This is a genomic window from Aeromonas sp. 604443 (genome assembly GCF_049170315.1).
Lineage (GTDB): Bacteria > Pseudomonadota > Gammaproteobacteria > Enterobacterales > Aeromonadaceae > Aeromonas > Aeromonas veronii_A.
In genome coordinates this window covers 396,849-419,994 of sequence record NZ_JAAKMI010000002.1, presented here as the reverse complement: position 1 = coordinate 419,994, position 23,146 = coordinate 396,849, and the positions used below count along the sequence as shown (strand labels likewise).

Genomic DNA, 23,146 nt, shown 5'->3' with positions numbered 1-23,146 from the left:
GTTGTCTATCCATCGGATTTTGCTAGCTTGTTGAGTAGGCATTCACGAAATGCAGGTTAACCGATGGCACTGATCCAAGCCTCGATAGAGCAATTGAGAGTAGGCCACTATATCCATCTCCCCACGGGATGGACTAACCACCCATTTATGTTCAATACCTTCAAGATCAAGGATCAGCAGCAACTCGACATTCTCCGTCATCTTGATCTCACCCTGCTGATGGTCGACCCCGACAAGAGCGATCTGCCTATCGAGCCGCTGCTGCGCGGCGATATCCCCGATGCCGGGCCCGATCTCGAAGAGCTGGAGTCCCTGATTGATGCCGGCCCGCCCCCTTTTGACGAAAAAGCCTTTCGCCGCTCCATGCGCGCCGCCGACAAGGCCTTTGGCCAGTCCATGAGCGAGCTGCGTGATGCTCTCGGGGCACTCAACCTCAAACCGGATGAAGGGCTGGCCAACACCGCCCAGATCGTCCGCAATGCCGCCTTCACCCTTAGTCAGCACGAGGGCCCCCTCGGGCTTCACCTGATCCGTAGTCCCCACACCGATGTCCTGCTGCAGCACAGTCTCAATGTGGCTTTCATTGCCATGCTGATGGCCCGCGAATTGGGGATGAATCCCATCGAGCTGGAAGAGACCGGCCTTGCGGGACTTATCCACGACATAGGTGAACTGAAAATTCCCAGCCAGATCACCCAAAAGCGTGGTGAGCTAAACAAGGCCGAGCAGAACTTCCTCAAGATGCATCCCCAGTACGGATTTGACATGCTGAACCAACTCAATGCCTTTGAGCCCAAAATTCGTCAGGTAGCCCATCTGCACCACGAACGGCTCGACGGCAGCGGTTATCCGCTGGGGATCAAGGGGGGGGAGATCCCGCCGCTGGCGCGGCTGATCGGACTGGTCGACTTCTACGACGAGCTGCTTCATCCCCGCAACAGTGGCACGCCGGCGGCACCGAGTCAGGCCATCAGCCAGCTCTACAAGTTATCCCAGAAGAAGTTCGACCAGAATCTGGTCAAGTTGCTGGTCAAAGTGCTGGGGGTCTACCCACCGGGCTCCCTGGTGAAACTCTCCGACGAGAGCATTGCGCTGGTGCTATCTACCGAACCCACCATGCCCCTCAAGCCGAAGATCCTGCCCTATATCAAGGCCCAGCGGCCGGAAGCGGTCGCCATGATCGATCTGCGGGAAGATGAACGCACCATCAGTGCCTTTATCAAACAGGAGGAGCTGGATGAGGGACAGCGGCAGTTCTTCAATCTGACCCGCCGCTTCTGTTACTACTTTGCATTCTGAGTTATCCCCAGAAGCTGGGGATAACTCATTGGACAAACCGGAATAATTGCTCAAACCCCCATCAGAAGGTTGCCAACTGACCATGTATAAAAAACGCCCAGCCAAGGGGCCGGGCGGAGCATGCCACCTCCGTGTGGCGTATCCGGCGGATACATTCATGCTCCATTCATCAATAGCAATCCATCACCTCTTACACAAATATCAATTTAACATGCTGATTTAATGTAGTTTTATCCAGTTTTTCTGGCAAACTGACGGCCCGTTGCGCCCAGTTGGGCCAACAGAACAAGATCCTGATCACACTTATTCACGGGCTGGTTGTTTTTTAGGCTGGCTGATGGGGCGCGTTTTTTATGCAGTTGGTTCTCTCTTTGTTACAGCAGATGAGCGTCAGCCTGGTGATCGCCTATCTCTTCTCGAAAAGCCCGCTGCTTCGCCCGCTTGCCAACTATTCAGTGAGGCTTCCTCACAAGATACTGATATACATAATATTTTCATGTTTTTGCATCCTCGGAACCTATGTAGGCCTCGATATCGACGATGCCATCGCCAACACCCGGGCGGTCGGCGCCGTCTTGGGGGGATTATTGGGGGGGCCACTGGTGGGCTTTCTGGTGGGGCTGACCGGTGGTCTGCACCGCTATACGCTGGGGGGATTTACCGATCTCGCCTGCGCTATCTCCACCACCTGCGAGGGGTTGCTCGGGGGCATAGTGCACTGGCGACTGATGCGCTCGGGACGAACGGATGCCCTGTTTGAACCGCGTATCGCCTTCTTTACCACCCTCTACGCCGAGATCATGCAGATGGTCATCATCCTGCTGGTGGCGACCCCGTTCGACAAATCCCTGCTGCTGGTGCGCACCATCGCCACCCCGATGATTCTCGCCAACTCCTGCGGCGCGGCGCTCTTTATCAGCATGATCCGCGACCAGCAGCGGATGTATGAGAAGTTCTCCCGGGTCTTCTCCGCCAAGGCGCTCAATATCGCCAACCGTACAGTGGGGATCATGAGTCAGGGCTTTACCCCACAGGCGAGCAACAAGATTGCCCGCATCATTCAGGAGGAGACCGGCGTTGGGGCGGTCGCCATCACGGACACCGAGCAGATCCTCGCCTTTATCGGCACCGGCGAAGATCACCATCTGCCGGGCACCCCCATCGCGTCAGCCATCACCATGCAGGCCATCGCCCAGAACAAGGTGCTGTTTGCCGATGGCAACAGCCAGCCCTATCGCTGCAGCCTCTCCTCCGCATGCCAGCTGGGCTCGGTGCTGGTGATCCCGCTGCAGGGGGACAAGGGGGTGATCGGCACCATCAAGCTCTACGAGCCGAAGAAGCGGCTGTTTCTCAAGATCAACCACACCCTGGGGGAAGGGATTGCCAACCTGCTGTCACAGCAGTTGCTGGCCGGTCGGCTGGAGCAGCATCAGCGGCTGCTGGTGCAGTCCGAACTCAAGCTGATCCAGGCCCAGATCAACCCCCACTTTCTGTTCAACACCCTCAACACCATCAGTGCCATCACCCGGCGCGATCCGGACAAGGCGCGGGATCTGCTGCTGCATCTGTCGCTGTTCTTTCGCAAGAACCTCAAACGCCAGAGCGGCCTTGCGACTCTGCAGGAGGAGCAGGAGCACTGCCAATCCTATCTGGAGATCGAGCTGGCCCGCTTTGGCGATCGGCTGACGGTGATAAACGAGATCCCGCCCCATCTGGCCACACTGCGACTGCCCAGCTTCACCCTGCAACCGTTGATCGAGAATGCCATCAAGCACGGCATCTCGACTCTGCTGGAGCAGGGGCGTATTCGCCTCTATACCGATGAGCATCCCACCAGCGTCACTATCCATGTGGAAGATAATGCAGGCACCTGGCAAGCGCATCCCGCTGGCGACGGTCTGGGCATGACCATTGTCGATCGGCGACTGAAAAGCGCCTTTGGCGAGCGCTATGGCGTGACTATTGCGTGCGAGCCGGAACAGTGGACCCGGGTCTCGTTCACCATCCCCAAGGAGCAATCATGATCCGCACCCTGATTGTCGATGACGAACACTATGCCCGCGAAGAGCTGAGGCAACATCTGACCTGCGATCCTGCCATCGAGATCGTGGGGGAAGCGGCCAACGCCATCGAGGCGCTGCCGCTTATTCAGCGCCTCAAGCCTGATGTGGTGTTCCTCGATATCCAGATGCCCAAGCTGAGCGGCATGGAGCTGGTCGCCATGCTCGACCCCCTGCCCCGCATCGTCTTTGTCACCGCCTTTGACGAATATGCCATTCAGGCCTTTGAAGAGAACGCCTTCGACTACCTGCTCAAGCCGGTGGAGCCCGCCCGGCTCGCCAAGACCCTCGCTCGCCTCAAGCAGGATATCTCCCCGCAGCCCATCGAGCGGCTGGCCCCGACTATCGAACATATTCCGGGCTATCTGCACAATCGGGTCAGGCTGCTGCCCATCGCGCAGGTGGAGTATGCCTTCTCCGATCTGGGCGGGGTCCATGTGGCCTGTCAGGGCGAGCTGTTCCACACCCAGCTCACCCTCAAATCGCTGGAAGAAAAGAGCCCGCTGCTGCGCTGCCACCGCCAGTATCTGGTCTCCCCCAACGCCATCTTCGAGATCCAGCTGCTGGATAACCAGCTGGCAGAGATTGTCACCCCGAGCGGCGCCCGGGTGCCGGTCAGTCGTCGCTATCTCAAGGAGCTCAAAGATCAGCTGGGGCTGGACTGAGCCGCGGAGTGTGCGCCTGATCACAGCCGCCGACCGCTCGGCGCGCCAAAGCGCCGCTCGGGGAGTTTCACCTGCCAGTCAGGCGCAACCGTTTTAGACTCGCTCTGCACACTAAAAAATAACAATGCAGGAGCGTAGCAATGATCTGGTTCTTCCTCTGTGTCGGCTTACTTGTGGCCGGCTACTTCATATACGGCAAATTCATCGAACGGATATTCAGCCCGAAACCCGAGCTGAAAACCCCCGCCATCACCATGGCTGACGGGGTGGACTATGTCCCGATGTCGGACAAGAAAGTCTATCTGGTTCAACTGCTCAACATCGCAGGCGTCGGCCCCATCTTCGGCCCCATCCTGGGTGCCCTCTACGGCCCGGTCGCCATGCTGTGGATCGTCTTTGGCTGCATCTTCGCCGGTGCGGTACATGACTACTTCTCCGGCATGCTGTCGGTACGCGCCAAGGGGGCCTCGGTGCCAACCGTGGTCGGTGAGCATCTGGGCACCGCCGCCAAGCACTTCATGAACCTGTTTGCCGTGGTGCTGCTGATGCTGGTGGGCGTGGTATTCGTGCTGAGCCCGGCGGGCCTCTTGGCCAACCTCACCTCCACCGATCTGGTCTACTGGATTGTGGCAATCTTTGCCTACTACATCCTCGCGACCATTGTCCCCATCGACAAGATCATCGGTCGCTTCTATCCCATCTTCGGCGCCCTGCTGGTCTTCATGTCGGTCGGCCTCATCGTTGGCCTGATCGCCTCCGGCAAAGGCTTCTACAACACAGGGATGGACTTCTCCAACCTGCACCCGACCGAACTGCCGCTCTGGCCGCTGCTCTTCATCACCATCGCCTGTGGCGCGGTATCCGGCTTCCACGCCACCCAGTCACCACTGATGGCGCGCTGCATGCAGAACGAAAAATCCGGCCGCTTCATTTTCTACGGTGCAATGATCGGTGAAGGGATCATCGCCCTTATCTGGTGCACCCTGGGTCTCTCCTTCTACGACAGCACCGAAGCGCTCAACGCTACTATGGCCAACGGCGGCCCGGCAGCCGTGGTACACGAAGTCTCCACCAGCCTGCTCGGCACCGTGGGCGGCATTCTGGCCATTCTCGGTGTGGTGATCCTGCCTATCACCTCGGGCGACACCGCGTTTCGCAGTGCTCGCCTGATCGTGGCGGACTTCCTGAAGATGACCCAGAAACCGCTGGCCAAGCGTCTGCTGATTGCCATCCCCATGTTTATCCTTGGTTTTATCATCTCCAAGGCTGAATTCGGGGTGATCTGGCGCTACTTCGGCTGGGCCAACCAGACCACCGCCGTCATCATGCTGTGGGCTGCGGCTGCCTACCTCATCAAAGAGGGCAAGCTGCACTGGATCTGCACCATTCCCGCCATGTTCATGACTGCTGTGGTGATCACCTATCTGGCCAACGCCCCCATCGGATTCGGGCTGGAGATGGGGACCTCCACCATCATCGGCCTGACTGCAACAGCGGCCATTACCGTGGCCTTCCTGATGAAGTTCCGCCAGCCGCTGGTCAGCAGTACCAGCGAAGGGTAAAGCAGCAAAAAATTGCTGCGAAAGCAGCACAAAAAAGGCGCCTGATGGCGCCTTTTTTAATGACAAAAAGACTAATAAGACAACTGTCGAACGGCTTCAGCTTCAATACAGCGAATAGCTTTAAGATTCCGGGCAAACTGACGATAAATGTGTGATTCTTAATTGCTTTAGTGCTTGTTGGAACCCATGATTAAGCTGTGCGTCATGCCAGTGGAGGTTATAAATGGCCCTTGATTATTTTGCCCTTGGTCTGCTCGTCTTTGTCGGGCTAGTCATTTTTTATGGCGTCATCGTTATCCACGATATTCCTTACGAGATTGCCAAACATCGGAATCACCCTCATCAGGATGCCATTCACGTGGCAGGTTGGGTCAGCCTGTTTACCCTGCACGTGCTGTGGCCCTTCCTCTGGATCTGGGCAACCCTCTATCGCCCCGATCGCGGCTGGGGCTTTAGCCAGCGGCTGCAAGAAGATGAAGAGGAGCTGGCGGCCCTCAAGCAGGAGTTGGCGGATCTGAAGAGCCGTATCAACACTATCGAACAGAGTGAGCAACAGGGATAAACCATGGACCTGCTACTGATCCTGACCTACACGGCGCTGTGTGTCGCCATATTCAAAATCTTCCGCATCCCGCTCAACAAGTGGACCGTCCCCACCGCAGCATTGGGTGGCGTGCTGCTCATCGGCACCCTGATCATGCTGATGAACTACAACCACCCCTACTCCGAGATGGCGCGCAACTACTACGTCTCCACCCCCATAGTGCCGCTGGTCAAGGGCCGGGTGGTTGAGGTTCCGGTACAGGCCAACCAGCCGGTGAAAAAAGGGGATGTGCTGTTTCGCATCGATGACGAGCCGTTCCGCCTGAAAGTGGAGAGCCTCACCGCACGGGTCGAATCCAACCGCGAACACCTCAAGTCCATCGAGGCGAGACTGCGCTCCGCCAGGCTGGATCGGGATCGCGCCAGCGACCTGATGCGCCGTGGCGTGGGCAAGCAGCGCGACCTCGACGTCACCCAGGCCAACGTGGACGACATCGTGGCCCAGATTGACCAGCAGAAAGCCACCCTGAACGATCTGCAAGCCCAGCTGATGGAAGCCAAGTACCAGCAGTCCCAAACCGTGGTCTATGCCCCGAGCGATGGTCATGTAGTGCAGCTGGCCCTGCGCCCCGGCATGATCGCCACCCCCTTCATGTATCGTCCGGTGATGACCTTCATCCACAAGGATGACACCGCCTACGTCGGCTGGTTCTGGCAGAACAGCATGCAGAGACTGGCGGTGGGCGATGAGGCCGAAGTGGTGATCGATGGCGTACCCGGCAAGATCTTCAAAGGCAAGGTGACAGCCGTGGTTCCGGCCATTGCCGCCGGTAACGTGCAGGCCAACGCCGGTCTGCTGGATCAAACCACTGCGGTGCGCCCGGGTCGTCTGCCGGTGGTTATCTCCATCACCGACCCCGAGTGGGCCAAGTATCAGGTAATTGCAGGCTCCAGCGGGCAGGCTGCCATCTATACCCACTACTTCCACCATGTATCTGTGATGCGCAAAGTGCTGCTGCGCATGGCAAGCTGGATGAACTACATCTTCCCGTTCCATTGATCAGCACCCAAGCACCCTGCGGGCCGGCATCATGCCGGCCCGCTGTTTTTGTGACGGCAAGCACCCTATAATGGCGCCATCTTGCACCACCCCACATCGACATACCCAAGCCTGCATGTTCGTTCTCAGACCCTATCAGACCGACGCCGTCAACGCCGTGATCAGCCACTTTCGCAAACACCCGGATCCCGCCGTAGTGGTGCTGCCCACCGGGGCCGGCAAGAGTCTGGTGATCGCCGAGCTGGCCCGCAAAGCGCGCGGTCGGGTGCTGGTGCTGGCCCACGTCAAGGAGCTGGTGGAGCAGAACCACGCTAAATACGAGGCGTGGGGGCTCAAGGCCGATATTTTCGCTGCCGGCCTGGATCGCAAGGAGGCGAGCGCCCAGGTGGTGTTCGGCTCGGTGCAGTCGGTCGCCCACAATCTGGCGGCCTTCGACGGGGCGTTTTCGCTGCTGATCATCGATGAGTGCCATCGGGTCTCGCTCGATGACGACAGCCAGTACCATCAGGTGTTAGGCCACCTCAAGGCCGCCAATCCCGCACTCAAGATCCTCGGCCTCACCGCCACCCCCTATCGGCTCGGGCTGGGCTGGATCTACCGGCGCCACTACCACGGCATGGTCAAGAGCCACGGCGAGCGGCTGTTTGGCGACTGCGTGTTCGAGCTGCCCTTGCGTTTTATGGTGAAAAACGGCTACCTCACTCCGCCGCGCATGGTGGATGCCCCCATCGTCCACTACGACTTCAGCAAGCTGGTGGCACGGGAGAACGGCCTCTTTAGCGAGGCAGATCTCAACGGAGAGCTCAAGCGCCAGCAGCGGGTCACCCCCCATATCCTGAGTCAGGTGCTGGAGTATGCCGCCGACCGGCAGGGGGTGATGATCTTCGCCGCCACCGTCGAGCATGCCCGCGAAATTCACGGTCTGCTGGGCGCCCGAGGCCAGCAGACAGCCCTTATCACCGGCGAGACGCCGGGGCCGGAGCGCGATGCCCTTATCAGCGCCTTCAAGGCGCGGGAGCTCAAGTTTCTGGTCAACGTGGCGGTACTCACCACCGGCTTCGACGCCCCCCATGTCGATCTTATCGTGATGCTCAGGCCCACTGAGTCGGTCTCCCTCTACCAGCAGATCGTGGGGCGGGGCCTGCGCCTCTCGCCGGGCAAGAGCGATTGTCTGGTGCTCGACTATGCGGGCAACAACTTCAACCTGTTCGCCCCCGAAGTGGGGGAGCCTCGCCCCCACGCCAGTACCGAGCCGGTACAAGTACCCTGCCCCGCCTGCGGTTTTGCCAACACCTTCTGGGGCAAGACCGACGAGGATGGCAAGGTGATCGAGCACTACGGACGCCGCTGTCAGGGGCTGTTTGAAGATGACGAGGGCAACCGTGAAGAGTGCGACTACCGCTTTCGCGCCAAGATCTGCCCCGGCTGTGGCGCGGAGAACGACATCGCCGCCCGCCGCTGCCAGAGCTGCGATCAGCTGCTGGTGGACCCTGACGACAAGCTCAAAGAGGCGCTCAATCTCAAGGATTGTATGGTGATCCGCTGTGCGGGGCTAACCCTCACAGCAGGGCGCGGCAAACAGGGGGAGCGGCTGGAGGTGACCTACCACGATGAGGATGGATTGACCCTCAGTGAATACTTCGGATTTCACTCCCCGGGCGCACGGCGCTTGTTTCAACAGCACTTTGTGCGTCATCATTGGCCCGCCCCGGGGCTGGAGCCCGAATTTGCCACCCTGGCGAGCGTGCTGGCCGCGCAAAGCCAGTTCCGTCATCCGGATTTTGTCATCGCCCGCAAATCGGGTCGCTTCTGGCAGATAAAAGAGAAAATTTTTGATTATGAGGGTCGCTATCGTACCGCCAACTCGATGACATGATGGCGACCGGCATACATGGCATGAATTGCGTTATCCCGTCGATCCCGCATCGGCGGGTGAAACAAGGTTGAATTATCAGGGTCAGTGCTATCGGTCTGGCCCCTTCGTCACGTTAGAGGATGTTATGCAGCGGCTGTTGATTGGTTTTTGTGCTCTCTTTTCTTCTCTGGCGGCTCATGCCGCCCCGCTGACGCCCCCTCAGGGTGGCCAGTACGCCATCATGGTGCAGGGCAATAACGGCGTCGAGTTCGCCCGCCACGCGGATCAGATGATCGCCCCCGCCTCCACCATGAAGGTGCTCACCGCGCTGGCGGCCCGCCTCGAGCTGGGTGCCGACTTCCGCTTCGCCACTGACATTCAGGCCCAACCCGGTGCCAAACAGGGTGACACCATCAACGGCGATATCTGGATCAACTTCGTCGGCGACCCCACCCTCTCCCGCATGGATCTGCTGGCCCTGTTCAAACAGCTCGGCGTCAGCAGCATCAAGGGCAATGTCTACGTCAACACCGGCGCCTACAACGGCTACGAGCGCGGCAACGGCTGGTCGTGGGGGGATCAGACCCTCTGCTTCGCTGCGCCCGTCTCCTCGGTCATCATCGACAAGAACTGCGCCTACGGCACCATCACTGCCACCCAGATTGGCAAACCGGCGGTGGGCAATGTAGCTACCGGCGTGCCCATCGGCATCGGTGCCGACAACGTGGAAGTGATGAGCTATGGCGACATGGCGCGCCAGTTCTGCGCACTGGAAGTGGACATGGCCAAGGGCAACTTCTACGAGCTCAAGGGCTGCATCACCCCGAACAAGGAGCCGCAGGGACTGCGTTTCGCCATTCACGATGTGGAAGCCTGGGGTTGGGACAACATCCGCTGGGCGATGAACCGTGCCGGTATCAAGCATGATGGCCTGCTGCGGGTCACCCACAAGGCCCCTGAAGGGGCAGAGACCCTCGGCACCCACTATTCGGTCTCCCTGCCGGTAATGCTGGCCAAGATGCTGAAGAAATCGGACAACCTCTACGCCGATACCTTCCTCAAAACCGTGGGCCGTCACTACTACAACAAGCCAGGTAGCTATCGCAGCGGCACCATGGCGGTGCGCGCCATCCTGACCAAGAACGGCATCGATCTGGGCAACGCCACTCTGGCAGACGGCTCCGGTCTCTCAGCCCACAATCTCATCAGTGCCCGTCAGATGATGTCGGTGCTGAACTTCATCCAGAAAAACGATGCCGAACTTGGCCTGATCAAGCTGCTGCCAAGCTCCCAGGTGGATGGCACCCTGGCGTGGCGCCGCAGCGTCACCGCTCCCATGATGAAGAACAAGGTCCACGCCAAGACCGGTACCATCACCGGCACCTCCAATCTGGTGGGCTTTATCGATACCGCGGGCGGCCAGCGCAAGGCATTCGTGATGTTCCAGCGCGGCCTGTCCCAAGATCCGGCCACCCATGAGCGCTACCGTGCCAGCAAGGCGCCGTGGCCCTGGACTGTGTTCGAGAAGGGGGTGCTGGAGAGCATCTATCAGCAGCAGCCGATCCAGATCGCCGATGAGAGCTGAGCCAATAGGCCCACTCGAATCAGGGTATCGATAATTTCGGCTTCAAGTCGCCACGAGGCAGGGCTATGCTGTTGCCTGCCTCATATCAACGGCCATACAAAAACGGCTTAAAAAACGGAGAGAAAATATGTTTGCAGTGATTTTTGGTCGCCCGGGTTGCCCCTACTGTGTCCGTGCCGTACAGATCGCCGAGCAGCTGACCGAACAGCGCGATGACTTCAAATTCCGCTACGTGGATATCCATGCCGAAGGCATCACCAAAGAAGATCTGGCCAAGAGCGCCGGCAAGCCGGTCAATACCGTGCCGCAGATCTTCCTGGATGAGCAGCACATCGGTGGCTGCACCGATTTCGAAGCCTACGCCAAAGCGAATCTGGGTCTCTACCAGTAATGCCTGCGGGTCATCCCGAGCGGGTTGACCGCCAGAGCGTATACAAAAATCCGGCGCCATCAGGCGCCGGATTTTTGTATGGGCAACACGCGCACATCATCCCCGATCAGGGGGTCACCGACTGGGCGGCAAAACGCGCAATGATGGGGTTGTGATCCGAACTGTCGGTCGCCGGTGAACTCACCTCGACCAGATCCAGATTGCGGTAGTAGAGGTGATCCAGCGGGCGACCGAAGGCGGTGCGGCGCAGATCAGGCACCGGCACGGCCTCTTGCAGACCCAGCTCGTCCACCAGTTTGTTCAGCCAGAACTGGCGCTTGTCGCTCCAGGTATTGAAATCACCGGCCAGGATCACCGGCCCCTGATGGCGGCGCACCAAGGCAGTCAGATCGTTGAGCTGCTCGCGGAAGGTGGCCATCCCCAGTTCGAAGTTGACCGCATGGATATTGATGACCATCACGCCATCAGGATCGCCCTGCAGCGGATAGAGGCTCACCAGCCCGGATTTGGGGATGCGCAGCAAGGGCTCGGGAGAGCGCACGCCACAGACGAACGCCTGCGGGGTCTTGGCCACCGTCATTACCCCGAACGAGACGCCGCCCTGGGTGAAAGCTTGCAGCTGTTGCCACTGGAAATCACCGGCGCGCAGCCAGTCGAGCATATCGGGACGGGTGGCCGACTCTTGCAGCAGCACCAGATCCTGCCCCTTGGCATAACTGTCCATCCCTTCACGCCAGTTTTTACGCTGGCCCTTGTAGAGATTCCACACCGTCACCCCGAATTCACGGGGCAGCGCCGTGGTCGCCAACGCTACCAGCGGCGGACGCTGGCAGTCGAGTCCCGGCACAATCCCTTGAGCTGTGACCAGATGGTTCTGATCCGGCACCTCAAAACAGCCTACCAACCCCAGGGTCAGCAGGGAGGTGCCAAGAATGCGATAACTATTTTTCATTGGCTAACAACCGCCCGCCTTTGCTTTTTGTTGCGACCATCACAAACGTCATTCACGCCGACTAAGCTGATAGTCCCTGTTCCACCCAACCAGAAGGACCTTGTCTCATGGCGAAAGAACTTCGGTACAACGTGACGTTTTATGATCAACAAGGAAATTGTCATCAAGTGGAGCTGTCCACCGTCTATCAGATAAGACGGGACCCTCAATGCGATCTCTGCCTGTTCGACACCCTGCAATATGTGGGCTCGGAAGAGATGCTGGAACGCATGATACGGCAAAAAACCGGGCTTGAGCAGGAAATATCCATCATCAATGCCCGGCTGATTTAATCAGGCACTCACCGGAACCGGGCGGGATTTGCCCTGTTCGTCGATGGCGACATAGGTGAAGATCCCCTCGGTCACACAGTAACGCTGGGCATCGTTTTCCCGCAGTACCGGCTTGACCCACACCTCCAGCTTGAGCTTCATGGAGCTGCGGCCGATCTTCATGCAGCGGCCGTAGCAGCAGACCACATCGCCCACCTTGACCGGACTGTGAAAGGTCATGCCTTCGACGGATACGGTACAAATACGTCCTTTTGCCAGCTCCTTGGCCATAATGCCCCCACCTATATCCATCTGGGACATGATCCAGCCACCAAAGATGTCGCCATTGGGGTTGGTATCGGCTGGCATTGCCAGGGTTCTCAGCAACAACTCCCCATCGGGGTGACGTTTTGTATCTACCATCATTACCGCCTCTCTCTCATGGATGGCGGCATGATAGGGGGCGATCACCCCCTTGGCAAACCTCAATTGCCCGAGGCGGCGAGCTCGGCAAACCAGTGGGCCGGATCGGGCCAGCGATAGTTGAATCCCATCTGCTGACAAATCAGCTGACCGTCGATGGGCTGGAATTCACCGGCAGGCTCGATAAAGACCGGCACAGGCAGCCCCTGCTGGCGCGCCGCAAAGGGGTAGAACTGCTCGCGGCGCGGATGCACAGGCGCGCTCAGGTTGAACACATCCCCGTCCTTGCCCCGCTCCAGCAGCAGCATGCAAGCCGCCACCACATCGTCCAGATGGACCAGATTGACCGACTGGGCGCCGCCATCGAGGGTCTTGCCCGCGAGGAAACGGCCGGGATGACGATCCGGGCCATAAAGGCCGGAGGGGCGCACTATCATCACCGTCTCGAAACCGGCCGCCAGCACCGCCTGCTCCGCCGCCAGCATCCGCTCGCCACGGGCATGGCGGGGTTGGGGTTCTTCCCCCTCCTGTTGTCCTGCGCCCCATACCGAGGTGGCGCTGACAAACAGCACCCGCCGCGTGCCGTGCGCTTTGGCCAACGCGCAGGCCTTTGCTACCGCCTGCGGGTAGTCATCGGTCTTGCTGGGCGGTACGCAGATAACCAACGATTCGCAGGGGATGGGCCACGCATCCGACATATGGGCAGAAATCGTCAGCGGATAGGCGTTGATCCCCTCTCCCTGCAGACGGGCCGCCTTCTCGGCGCTGCTGACCGTCACCGCCACCTGCTTGCCTGCCGCCAGCAGGGCCCGCGCCAGCGGCAGCCCGAGCCACCCCGCCCCCAGAATACTGATCGTCCCGGCGATATCTTGTTCTGTCATCGTCCCTTCTCCTGTTTGACGCTATTTGCCCCGCAGCTTACCTGCCTTGGAAAGAAAAGGAAGCCTTGGCTTGCAGATAGATAAATGCTGTTGAGCTGGTAATATTTGTATCTGTTCTGCGTCAATTTCACTGAATCTCTCTCGCTGTCACATCATTCTATTTTCATTCATCAATAACATATATTTCTGTAGCAACCTCGGCAAAGGAACACTTGACCATCAATGTATTGGCTATGTTTTGCACAACTAGCTAGAGCTATTTATTAAAGCGCTCTGTATATTCAGTAAACACCCAGCCTTCTAACGGCTCACCTTGTTTTTGAGGTATTGCAACCTTTATCCAACTACGATTCTTTTCAAGAACGTATACAGATTGCCCAAAATTTAAAGTCATAATTATCTCTGACTTGATAGATGGTAAAGATCTCAATCGAACCTCATCTCCGCTAATAAATCTGTTTAGAGGTGTTACATCTACACCGATACTTTTAGGAAGTTTTTTAATCGCATTAGTCTGAACTCTACGAGGTTCATCATTGTTCCTTAGAAACTCTTCAATCTCAGGTTTAATGTATATATCAACAGTTATCGGTGCAATTATTTCAGTTATAAACAACAGTATAATAACTTTAAAGAACCCTGGAAGTTTCTGAAGGGCTTCTAATAATGAATGTCGAGATAAACTACTTTCTCTAAGTGTTTCGTTTACTTCAGATAATACACTGGAAATATCAGAGCCATCTTCATATTCAACTAATTCGGCTGAACACTCATAAAAATCAACACTTTGAATCAAGGTCCGATGTTGTTTCAACAAGTTTAATGTCAAAATAAACTCGTTAGGGAGGTGTGTAAGATTATTGAATGCTGGGATATTTCGCTCAATAGACCTCAGGTATTTTTGTATCCCGAGCTGGGAAAATTCATCCAACCAAGTCAGATTAATTTTGTATTTATTTATGGACTGAGAAAGCAGTGTAACTTCTGGACTAATAATAGACTTTTGAATAGCATTAATACGTTCAATTTCCTTCCTCCACGCTGGATTTAGAATAGATTGAATTCTGTCCATCTGTTTCATCCACGGTTGATTCGATAGCGAATAAAACTTTTCGACGCCCTCTATATACTGGCTCATTTTACGTGTTCCCTTTAATTAGATTTGCACGTAGATTATCCATTATTTTCATTTTTCTCAATGTGCTAGTACTGACGAATTTCTACATAACACCAAACTTTTTCGGAAAATTGTATATTTTTACTCAACAGACAACTCACTTTCTTTCCACACAAAAAGCGGGCCAATGGCCCGCTTGGTTATATTTCACTCACCCCATACTCACACCGGCGGATGGAAATGGCTGGCTTCGCGGGTGGCCATCTCCTCGTAGGTGGCCCACTTCTGCCACGCCACTTTTTGCGCCACCTGCATCAGCCGCTCGGCCTCCTCCGGATGGCTCTGGGCCAGCACCCGATAACGGATCTCCTCCTGCCGGTATTCAGCAAGGGGAATGGAGGGGCGCAGGCTGTCGAGGCTGAAGGGGTTCTGCCCCGATCTGCGCAGTACCGGGTTGTAGCGCATCAGCGGCCAGTGACCAGAGGCCACCGCGCGTTTTTGCTGGGTCAGGCCAAACTCCATATCGATGCCGTGGGCGATACAGTGGCTGTAGGCGATGATCAGCGACGGGCCCGGATAGGCCTCCGCCTCACGCAAGGCCTGCAGCGCCTGCTGCGGGTTGGCACCAAAGGCGATGCGGGCAACATAGACGTTGCCGTAGGAGATGGCCTGCAACGCCACATCCTTCTTGGCCAGCGTCTTGCCTCCCGCCGCGAATTTGGCGACGGCACCGAGCGGGGTCGATTTCGACATCTGGCCGCCGGTGTTGGAGTAGACCTCGGTATCCATCACCAGCACGTTCACATCGCGCCCGGAGGCGAGCACATGATCGAGCCCCGCCGAGCCGATGTCATAGGCCCAGCCATCGCCGCCGATGATCCAGACCGAGCGGCGCACCAGCTGATCGATAAGCGACAGCAGCTCGCGGGCCTTGCCGGACTTTACCTCTTCCAGCCGCTCGCGCACTTGCGCGACCCGGGTGCGCTGGGCGCGGATCTCCGACTCCAGCCGCTGCGGGGCGCTAATCAGGGTATCGACCAGCTCGGCGCCCAGCTCCCCCTTCATCGCTTCGAGGGCTGCCACCGCCTGACCGTGATGCTGATCGGCGGTGAGACGAAAACCAAAGCCAAACTCGGCGTTGTCCTCGAACAGGGAGTTGGACCAGGCTGGCCCCTTCCCTTCGCCATTCTTGGCCCACGGCGTGGTCGGCAGGTTGCCACCATAGATGGAGGAGCAACCGGTAGCGTTGGCTACCAGCATGCGATCGCCAAACAGCTGGGTCAGCAGCTTGAGATAGGGGGTCTCGCCACAGCCGGCGCAGGCACCGGAGAACTCGAACAGGGGTTCGAGGAACTGGGCACCGCGCACCGTGGAGAAATCCACCCGCTCGCGGGCAGGCCACGGCAGACTCTCGAACCAGCGCAGCGCCTGTTTCTGGCCAGCCAGATGGGGCGCCTTGTCCATCATGGTGATGGCGCGCTCGCCCTCGTGTTCCTCATCGGCCCCGACCCGCACCGGACAGGCCTGCACGCACTGACCGCAGCCGGTGCAATCCTCCGGATAGAGTTGCAGGGTGTAGCGGCTGTCGGGGAAGCCCTTGGCGGTAACGGGCACCGACTGGGCTGCCTCGGGGGCGGTCGCCAGCCAGTCCTGATGGTAGAACTTGGCCCGCAGCGCCGCGTGGGGGCAGACAAAGACACAGTTGCCGCACTGGATGCAGATATCGGAGTGCCAGATCGGGATCTCGCGGGCGATATCCCGCTTCTCGAAGCGACTGGTGGCGGTGGGGTAAGTGCCATCCACCGGCAACATGGAGACCGGAATAAGATCGCCACGCCCCGCCAGCATCTCGCCGGTGACCCGCTGGACAAACTCGCTGCCACCCGGTGCCAGCGGTAGCGGATAGTCGCTGATCTGCTCCTCACCGGCCGGGATGGCCACCTGATGGAGATGAGCCAGAGTGTCATCCACCGCCGCGAAGTTGCGCTCAACCACTTCGGGCCCCTTGCGGGCATAACTCTTCTCGATGCTCTCCTTGATCAGCGCAATGGCCTCATCCCGCGGCAAGACTCCGGCCAGCGCGAAAAAGCAGGTCTGCATAATGGTGTTTATGCGATTGCCCATGCCGTTTTGCTCGGCCACCCGATCCCCATCGATGCAGTAGAGGCGGATATCGAGGGCGCGAATGCGGGCACGCAGCCGCTCGGGCAGCTGGCCCCACACCTTGTCAGCCTCGTAGGGGGCATTGAGCAGCAGGGTCGCCCCTTCGGCGGCGTGCTCCAGCAGATCGACCGATTCGACAAAGCCCCACTGATGGCAGCCGATAAAGCTCGCCTGCTCGATAAGCCAGGGGGCGTCGATGGGCTCGGGGCCAAAGCGCAGGTGGGAGACGGTGCGCGAGCCCGACTTTTTGGAGTCGTAGACGAAGTAGCCCTGGGCGTGGAAGCCCTCCAGCTCACCGATGATCTTGATGCTGTTCTTGTTGGCGCCCACAGTGCCGTCGGCACCGAGGCCGAAGAAGAGCGCCCGCACCCGGCTGGCAGGCTCCAGATCGCCGATGGGGTGCCAGGCCAGACTGAGGCCCGACACATCATCCACAATCCCCACCGTAAAGCGGGGGCGCGGCGCATCGGATGCCAACTCCTCGAACACCGCCGCGCACATGGCGGGGGTGAACTCTTTGGAAGAGAGGCCATAGCGACCGCCGCTCAGCCAGGGCAGCCGCTTGATAAGGCCGCGCTGCAAACCGTCGATAAGGGCGCTCTGCACATCCAGCAGCAGCGGCTCGCCGCCCGCCCCCGGCTCCTTGGTGCGATCCAGCACCGCCATGCGCCGCACGCTCTGCGGTAGCGCATCGAGCAGCGCCTGTACCGGGAAGGGGCGATAGAGGCGCACAACCAAGACCCCGGTCTTGCGATCCTGTTGATTGAGCCAATCCACAGTCGTGCGGGCGGTGGCCGCTCCCGAGCCCATCAGTACGATGACGTCGGTGGCATCGGGCGCGCCGTGGTACTCCACCAGCCGGTAGTGGCGGCCGGTCAGCTCGCCGAGATTGTCCATGCACTGCTGCACCCGCGCCGGTACCGCTTCGTAGAAGGGGTTGACGCTCTCGCGGGACTGGAAATAGGTATCCGGGTTCTGGGCGGTACCGCGCATCACCGGATGATCCGGGTTCAGCGCCCGGGCACGGTGGGCGCGTACCCAATCGTTGTCGATCAGCGCCCGGATCTCATCCCGATGCAGGGCGGTGATCTTGTTCACCTCGTGGGAGGTACGAAAGCCGTCGAAAAAGTGGATAAAGGGCACCCGGCACTGCAGGGTGACGCTGTGGGCGACCAAGGCCAAGTCCTGCGCCTCCTGCACCGAGCCGGAGGCGAGCATGGCAAAGCCGGTGCTGCGCGCTGCCATCACGTCCTGATGGTCGCCAAAGATCGACAGCCCCTGCGCCGCCAGCGAGCGGGCCGCCACATGGAACACCGCCGAGGTCAATTCACCGGCGATCTTGTACATGTTGGGCAGCATCAGCATCAGCCCCTGACTGGCGGTGAAGGTGGTGGCGAGCGCCCCCGCCTGCAGGGCGCCGTGTACCGTGCCGGCCGCCCCCCCTTCGCTCTGCATCTCTACCACTGTGGGAATGTTGCCCCACAGGTTGGTCTGCTCCTCCGCCGCCCAGGCATCGGCCAGTTCGGCCATGGTCGAGCTCGGGGTAATGGGGTAGATGGCACACACTTCGCTCAGCTGGTACGCCACCCGGGCCGCGGCTTCGTTGCCGTCGACCATGATCAGTTCATGTTTCATTGGGACTCCTCCGGTTGGCGCAGCTCAATGGCGTGACAAGGGCACTGGTCATGACAGGCACCGCAACCGGTGCAGCGCTCGGCATCCACCTGATAGCCTTTGCCCGGCCCCAGCTTGGCGATGGCCTGCTCGGGGCAGCTGCCATAGCAGCCGTCACACTCGAAGCAGTTGCCGCAGGAGTAGCAGCGCGCCGCCTCGTAGCGGGCGGCCACCTCATCCAGCCCGCCGATGATCTCGCCAAAGTCATCCCGCGCCCACGCCGGTTTGACCGGCTGGCTGCTGGCCGGGGCGTGGGTCTGGAACCAGAGCTGCAACTGCTCCGGCCCCACCAGCGGGTAGGAGACCATCTTTTGGTAGTGGCGACCGCGCAGCCAGGCATCCATATGGCGCGCTGCCTTCTTGCCATGGCCGGTGGCGATGGTGACGGTGCGCTCGGAGGGCACCATGTCGCCGCCCGCAAACAGACCCGGCACATCCGTCATCAGGTTACCCGCCACCTGCACCACTCCCTCCTTGTTGACCCGCACACCGGGAATGCTCTCCAGCACCGAGAGGTCGACCTCCTGACCGAGCGCCAGAATAAGGGAGTCCGCTTCGAGGGTTTCAAACTTGCCGGTTGGCACCGGCTTGCCCTCGGCATCCAGCGCCATCACCTCCACCTCGATATTGGTGTTGTCGAGCTGGCGGATGCTGCGCAGCCAGTTGATCTTGATACCCTCCTCCTCGGCCTCGTCGGCTTCAAAGGCGTGGGCAGGCATATGGTCCCGATCGCGGCGGTAGATGATCATCGCCTCTTCTACACCGAGGCGACGGGCGGTACGGGCCGCATCCATGGCGGTGTTGCCCCCCCCATAAATCGCTACCCGCCGTCCCAGTTTAGGGGGCGGCAAGCCCTGCTCTTCGGCCAGGCTCGCCTGTTCGAGGAAACTCACCGCATCGAGGATTTTTCCCGCTTCCCGGGCAGGAATATCGACCCGCTTGGCCAGATGGGCGCCGATGGCCATAAAGACGGCGTCAAAGCCCCCCTCGTCGCGCTCGCGCAGCACATCCGCCACCTTGTGGTTGAGGGTCAGGGTCACCCCGGCCGCCACGATGCGAGCCACCTCCCGATCCAGCACGTCGCGGGGCAGACGGTAGGCGGGAATGCCGAAACGCAGCATGCCGCCCGCCAGCGGCCCCGCTTCGCGGATCTCCACCTGATGGCCAAGCCGGTTGAGGTGCCAGGCGCAGGAGAGGCCGGAGGGGCCGGCGCCGATCACCAACACCTTCTTGCCGCTGGCAGGGGCAGGGTTTGCGGGCTGCCAACCACGGGCCAGCGCCTCGTCGCCGAGGAAACGCTCGATGGCGTGGATGGAGACGGATTCATCCACCTGACCGCGGTTGCAGGCGCTCTCGCAGGGGTGGTAGCAGACCCGGCCATGAATGGCGGGCAAGGGGTTCTCTTCGATCAGGGTCTGCCAGGCCGCCTCAAAACGACCGGCCTGCGCCAAAGAGAGCCAGGCCTGGATATTTTCTCCGGCCGGGCAGGCGTGATTGCAGGGTGGCAGGGCCGGCCGCCAGACGGGTAGCCGGGTACGCACCGGGCCTGTTCCCGTTTTCAGGGAGAGATCCGGCAATGGGGTCATGTCCAGTTGTTTGCTCATACATTGCTTTCTTCTTTTTGTGTGACAGGCCCCACCCGATGGCGCTTGATACCGTGTAGCCGAAGCGGACGGTGGCCGGATGGGGAAGAAGCGAAAGCGTTAGAAACTGGGAACTGAGTCGATAATGGCCGCTTTTTTGTACTGATTAGCGAATCAGGATCAAAAAATGTTGCACTTTATGGTTCATAGAGACCAGAACGTGACTCAAGTAACATCTTCTCCAGCTGACCGCTGGCTTTCAGTTTGGCGAGCCCCCGATTGAAGGTTTTGACCAGCTCGTCAGCGTTGGCACGCTTGCGGCTGATCAACAGGTGACCTTCAACTTTCATCACGGGTTTTGAATGGGTTGCAAAGAGATCGACCGTGCTGGCCGGGTAGAACTGACGCAGGGAGTAGTAGCCGACATCTATGTTCTCCAGGGTCAGGTCGGCGCGGCCGGAGAGCAGCAGATCAAAGCTCTGGCGCAGCCGGGTGACGAACTGCACCTGCAGCGGCACCTGCGCGATGGCTGCAAAAAAATCTGCATTGTAGGTATAGCCACTGACCGCAGCCAGCTTGCGATCCGCCAGATCCTGATAGCCACGCCATTCCAGCGGATCGGACTTGAGATAGAACCAGACGTAGGTCTCGCTCAGGATGGGATCGCTGTAGAGATGGGTTTTGCGCCGCTCGCTCGACTCATACCAGTGGACTGTGCCATCCACCACTCCCTCCTCCGACAAGCGAAAGGCCCGCTTCCAGGGAAGAAACTGGAACTTGACGCTCACCCCTTCACTCTTGAATGCCTCGCTCACCACATGAGGGATAAGCCCCTGATATTTCAGCGTCTCGGAGCAGTAAGGGGGATACTCTCCCGTGGTCAGGGTCAGCTCCTGCGCCCAGAGCCCGTGGCAAAAAAGGCTCCCCGCCAGCAACCAGCTTATTTTCATCCCGATGCCCTCTTGTTCTGTTTTCCCAACTATAGACCCCCCCCTTGAAAGGATTGCCGGATCGTCGGGGAACCGTTATGTTCCCCTTTTTCCAGGCGATCGCGCCGCGTCACAAGGATATGAAGATGCCCAGGCTAGACAGCATTCACCTCTACCCCATCAAATCGACTGCAGGTATGCCGCTGGCTCGCGCCCGGGTGACCGAAGAGGGACTGGCAGGGGATCGCCGCTACATGGTGGTCAAACCGGACGGCACCTTTATCACCGCCCGTACCAATCCCCAGCTGCAACAGGTCGTGGCCACCCCCATCGAAGGAGGCTTGCAACTGCGCTATCCGGGCTTTGAACCGCTCACCCTGCAAGAGGCCGACTTCAGCCGTGCCCCGCAAGCTACCGGAGTCTGGAGCGACCGTTTCACCGCCCTGCACACCGACCCCAAAGCTGATGGGTGGCTGAGCCGGGTGGCCGGGGAACCAGTGCAGCTGCTCTGGCTGGGTGAAACCTCTGATCGCTTTCGTGAAAAGACCGGCACCCGGGTCAGCTTTGCCGACGGTTATCCGCTGCTGCTGATAAGCCAGGCTTCCCTTGAGGATCTCAATCTGCGCTCCGATGCCCTGCACCAGATGAGCCAGTTCCGTACCAATCTGGTGGCAAGCAATACCCAGCCCTTCGAGGAGGACAGTTGGGTGCGTATCCGCATCGGCGAAGTGGAATTTAAAGTGGTCAAGCCCTGCAGCCGCTGCATCATGACCACGGTGGAAGCGGGCACCGATCGTTTCAACGCCCTCAAAGAGCCGCTGGCCACCCTCACCCGCTACCGCCGTGGCGAGGATGGCGAGGTCTACTTCGGCCAAAATCTGGTGGCGCTGAACGAGGGATGGATTGAGGCAGGCAGCGAGATCGAGGTGCTGGAGCGCACCCGTCCGGTGGTCTATCCCGCCGCCGCACCGAAGAAGCGGGAGCTGGTCTGCGTGGCCCGTGAACCGCTGGCGCGGGATCTGGAGACCTTCTGGTTCGAAGCCGCCGATGGCGAGCCTCTGCCCGACTACCTGCCAGGCCAGCATCTGCCCATCAGCCTCGATATCAAAAACGAGCGGGTTCAGCGCCGCTATACCCTGAGCTCTACGCCAGATCAACCGGAGCGTTACAGCATCAGCGTCAAGAAGGTGGAGGGTGGCCGCATCTCCCACTGGCTGCACCAGCAGTTGCAGGTGGGTGATCGGCTGCTGGCCGCCAACCCCGCTGGCGAGTTTCACTTGGGCCACGAGCGCAACCTCCTGTTGCTCTCCGCAGGATCCGGCGTCACCCCCATGCTGGCGATAGCCCGCACCCTGGCGCTACGCGAGGAGCTGGAAGAGGTTCACTTTATGCACCTGTGCCGCAGCGAAGCGGACATTCCCGCCGCCAGCGAACTGCACGCCATGGCGCAGCAGGGGATGACCCTCACCCTGATCCTGAGCCAGCCGGACAGTCACTGGCAGGGGCTGCAAGGGCGACTCAATGATGAGCATCTGCAACGGATCAAAGGGCTGGCCGAAAAAGAGGTCTTTATCTGCGGCCCCCGCGGCTTTATGGCCGATGCAGCCGCCAAAGTGGCAGCCCTCGGCGTTCCGGCCGCGCGTATTAAACAGGAGAGTTTTGGGGGCGCCATTCTCTCTGTGGCCCGCCCCCATCAGGCGGTGCAACTGCGTATCGGCGCCCAAGCCTTTACCGGCAACAATCAGGGCACAGTGCTGGATCAGGCCAACAAGCAGGGAGTTGAGCTGCCCTGGAGCTGCCGCGCCGGGATCTGCGGCAGTTGCAAACAGACGCTGATCTCGGGCGAGGTGGATCACCCCGACGCCCCCGCCATCACCGCCGCCGAGCGGGCCGAGGGCAAGATCCTTGCCTGCTGCGCCGTGCCGCTCACAGACATCGTCATCAAATAAGGTGATCGAGCCACGAAAAGGCTGGCTGGGCCCCGATCCTGGCCGACCTTTTCCCCCCTGTCGACCCGCGGTTCCTCCATTCTCGTCTCTTTCTCGCCCCGCCTGCGCAACCATGCCGACGATGACTTCTATACTCACAGCAAT

The 23,146-nt window shown here is 59.5% G+C and carries 18 protein-coding genes; 11 read left to right on the top strand and 7 right to left on the bottom strand.

Translation table 11 applies throughout. From position 1 onward, the window contains the following. The first annotated feature begins 63 nt into the window (after positions 1-63). The 9 genes from G5380_RS05475 to G5380_RS05435 all read left to right on the top strand — a co-directional run bounded on the left by G5380_RS05475 (position 64) and on the right by G5380_RS05435 (position 11,020). Positions 64-1,299 (top strand): HD-GYP domain-containing protein, encoded by a 1,236-nt coding sequence (locus tag G5380_RS05475; RefSeq protein WP_257124650.1) that lies wholly within the window; start codon positions 64-66, stop codon positions 1,297-1,299. A gap of 353 nt (positions 1,300-1,652) precedes the next feature. Continuing rightward, complete coding sequence (locus G5380_RS05470) at positions 1,653-3,323, top strand: LytS/YhcK type 5TM receptor domain-containing protein (protein WP_421230654.1); 1,671 nt, start codon at positions 1,653-1,655, stop codon at positions 3,321-3,323. Beyond that, complete coding sequence (gene btsR, locus G5380_RS05465) at positions 3,320-4,024, top strand: two-component system response regulator BtsR (protein ID WP_421230655.1); 705 nt, start codon at positions 3,320-3,322, stop codon at positions 4,022-4,024. Before G5380_RS05470 ends, btsR begins: the two co-directional genes overlap by 4 nt. 140 nt (positions 4,025-4,164) lie before the next feature. Then, positions 4,165-5,586, top strand: coding sequence for a carbon starvation protein A (locus tag G5380_RS05460; protein ID WP_005350521.1), 1,422 nt, complete (start codon positions 4,165-4,167; stop codon positions 5,584-5,586). A gap of 223 nt (positions 5,587-5,809) precedes the next feature. Beyond that, positions 5,810-6,148, top strand: coding sequence for a DUF3302 domain-containing protein (locus G5380_RS05455; protein WP_257124649.1), 339 nt, complete (start codon positions 5,810-5,812; stop codon positions 6,146-6,148). 3 nt (positions 6,149-6,151) lie between these two features. Further along, positions 6,152-7,189 (top strand): HlyD family secretion protein, encoded by a 1,038-nt coding sequence (locus G5380_RS05450; RefSeq protein WP_075115488.1) that lies wholly within the window; start codon positions 6,152-6,154, stop codon positions 7,187-7,189. A gap of 115 nt (positions 7,190-7,304) precedes the next feature. Further along, a complete protein-coding gene (locus G5380_RS05445; protein ID WP_421352487.1) occupies positions 7,305-9,065 on the top strand; it encodes a DEAD/DEAH box helicase in 1,761 nt (586 codons plus the stop codon). 124 nt (positions 9,066-9,189) lie between these two features. Further along, positions 9,190-10,629: a D-alanyl-D-alanine carboxypeptidase/D-alanyl-D-alanine endopeptidase gene (gene dacB, locus G5380_RS05440; protein WP_058056004.1), complete on the top strand. Its 1,440-nt coding sequence runs from the start codon at positions 9,190-9,192 to the stop codon at positions 10,627-10,629. Positions 10,630-10,723: 94 nt separating this feature from the next. Further along, positions 10,724-11,020, top strand: a complete 297-nt coding sequence (locus G5380_RS05435; RefSeq protein ID WP_224970215.1) for a GrxA family glutaredoxin — start codon at positions 10,724-10,726, stop codon at positions 11,018-11,020. Between the two features lie 106 nt (positions 11,021-11,126). On the opposite strand, the gene G5380_RS05430 is transcribed toward G5380_RS05435, so the two are convergent. Continuing rightward, complete coding sequence (locus G5380_RS05430) at positions 11,127-11,972, bottom strand: endonuclease/exonuclease/phosphatase family protein (RefSeq protein ID WP_005337873.1); 846 nt, start codon at positions 11,970-11,972, stop codon at positions 11,127-11,129. 107 nt (positions 11,973-12,079) lie between these two features. Between G5380_RS05430 and G5380_RS05425 the strand changes: the two genes are divergently transcribed. Beyond that, positions 12,080-12,304, top strand: coding sequence for a hypothetical protein (locus tag G5380_RS05425; protein WP_005344394.1), 225 nt, complete (start codon positions 12,080-12,082; stop codon positions 12,302-12,304). Here G5380_RS05425 and yciA read toward each other — a convergent pair whose 3' ends face one another. The 6 genes from yciA to G5380_RS05395 form a co-directional block, all read right to left on the bottom strand. Continuing rightward, positions 12,305-12,709: an acyl-CoA thioester hydrolase YciA gene (yciA, locus tag G5380_RS05420; RefSeq protein ID WP_005337875.1), complete on the bottom strand. Its 405-nt coding sequence runs from the start codon at positions 12,707-12,709 to the stop codon at positions 12,305-12,307. It lies immediately after the preceding gene. A 59-nt stretch (positions 12,710-12,768) separates the two neighbouring features. Further along, the gene (locus tag G5380_RS05415; protein ID WP_421352486.1) at positions 12,769-13,587 is read right to left on the bottom strand and encodes an NAD-dependent epimerase/dehydratase family protein; all 819 of its coding nucleotides are present in this window, start codon (positions 13,585-13,587) and stop codon (positions 12,769-12,771) included. Positions 13,588-13,843: 256 nt separating this feature from the next. Next, a complete protein-coding gene (locus tag G5380_RS05410) occupies positions 13,844-14,659 on the bottom strand; it encodes an SH3 domain-containing protein (RefSeq protein WP_421352485.1) in 816 nt (271 codons plus the stop codon). A 267-nt stretch (positions 14,660-14,926) separates the two neighbouring features. Further along, positions 14,927-18,502: a pyruvate:ferredoxin (flavodoxin) oxidoreductase gene (gene nifJ / locus G5380_RS05405; RefSeq protein ID WP_421352484.1), complete on the bottom strand. Its 3,576-nt coding sequence runs from the start codon at positions 18,500-18,502 to the stop codon at positions 14,927-14,929. Next, the gene (locus G5380_RS05400; protein WP_421352483.1) at positions 18,499-20,145 is read right to left on the bottom strand and encodes an NAD(P)-binding protein; all 1,647 of its coding nucleotides are present in this window, start codon (positions 20,143-20,145) and stop codon (positions 18,499-18,501) included. The genes nifJ and G5380_RS05400 overlap by 4 nt, the downstream gene beginning before the upstream one ends. A 176-nt stretch (positions 20,146-20,321) precedes the next feature. Next, positions 20,322-21,074, bottom strand: a complete 753-nt coding sequence (locus G5380_RS05395; protein ID WP_164537195.1) for a substrate-binding periplasmic protein — start codon at positions 21,072-21,074, stop codon at positions 20,322-20,324. 77 nt (positions 21,075-21,151) lie between these two features. Between G5380_RS05395 and G5380_RS05390 the strand changes: the two genes are divergently transcribed. After that, entirely contained in the window at positions 21,152-23,002 is a 1,851-nt protein-coding gene (locus G5380_RS05390) for an MOSC N-terminal beta barrel domain-containing protein (RefSeq protein ID WP_421352482.1), read from the top strand. Positions 23,003-23,146 lie beyond the last annotated feature (144 nt).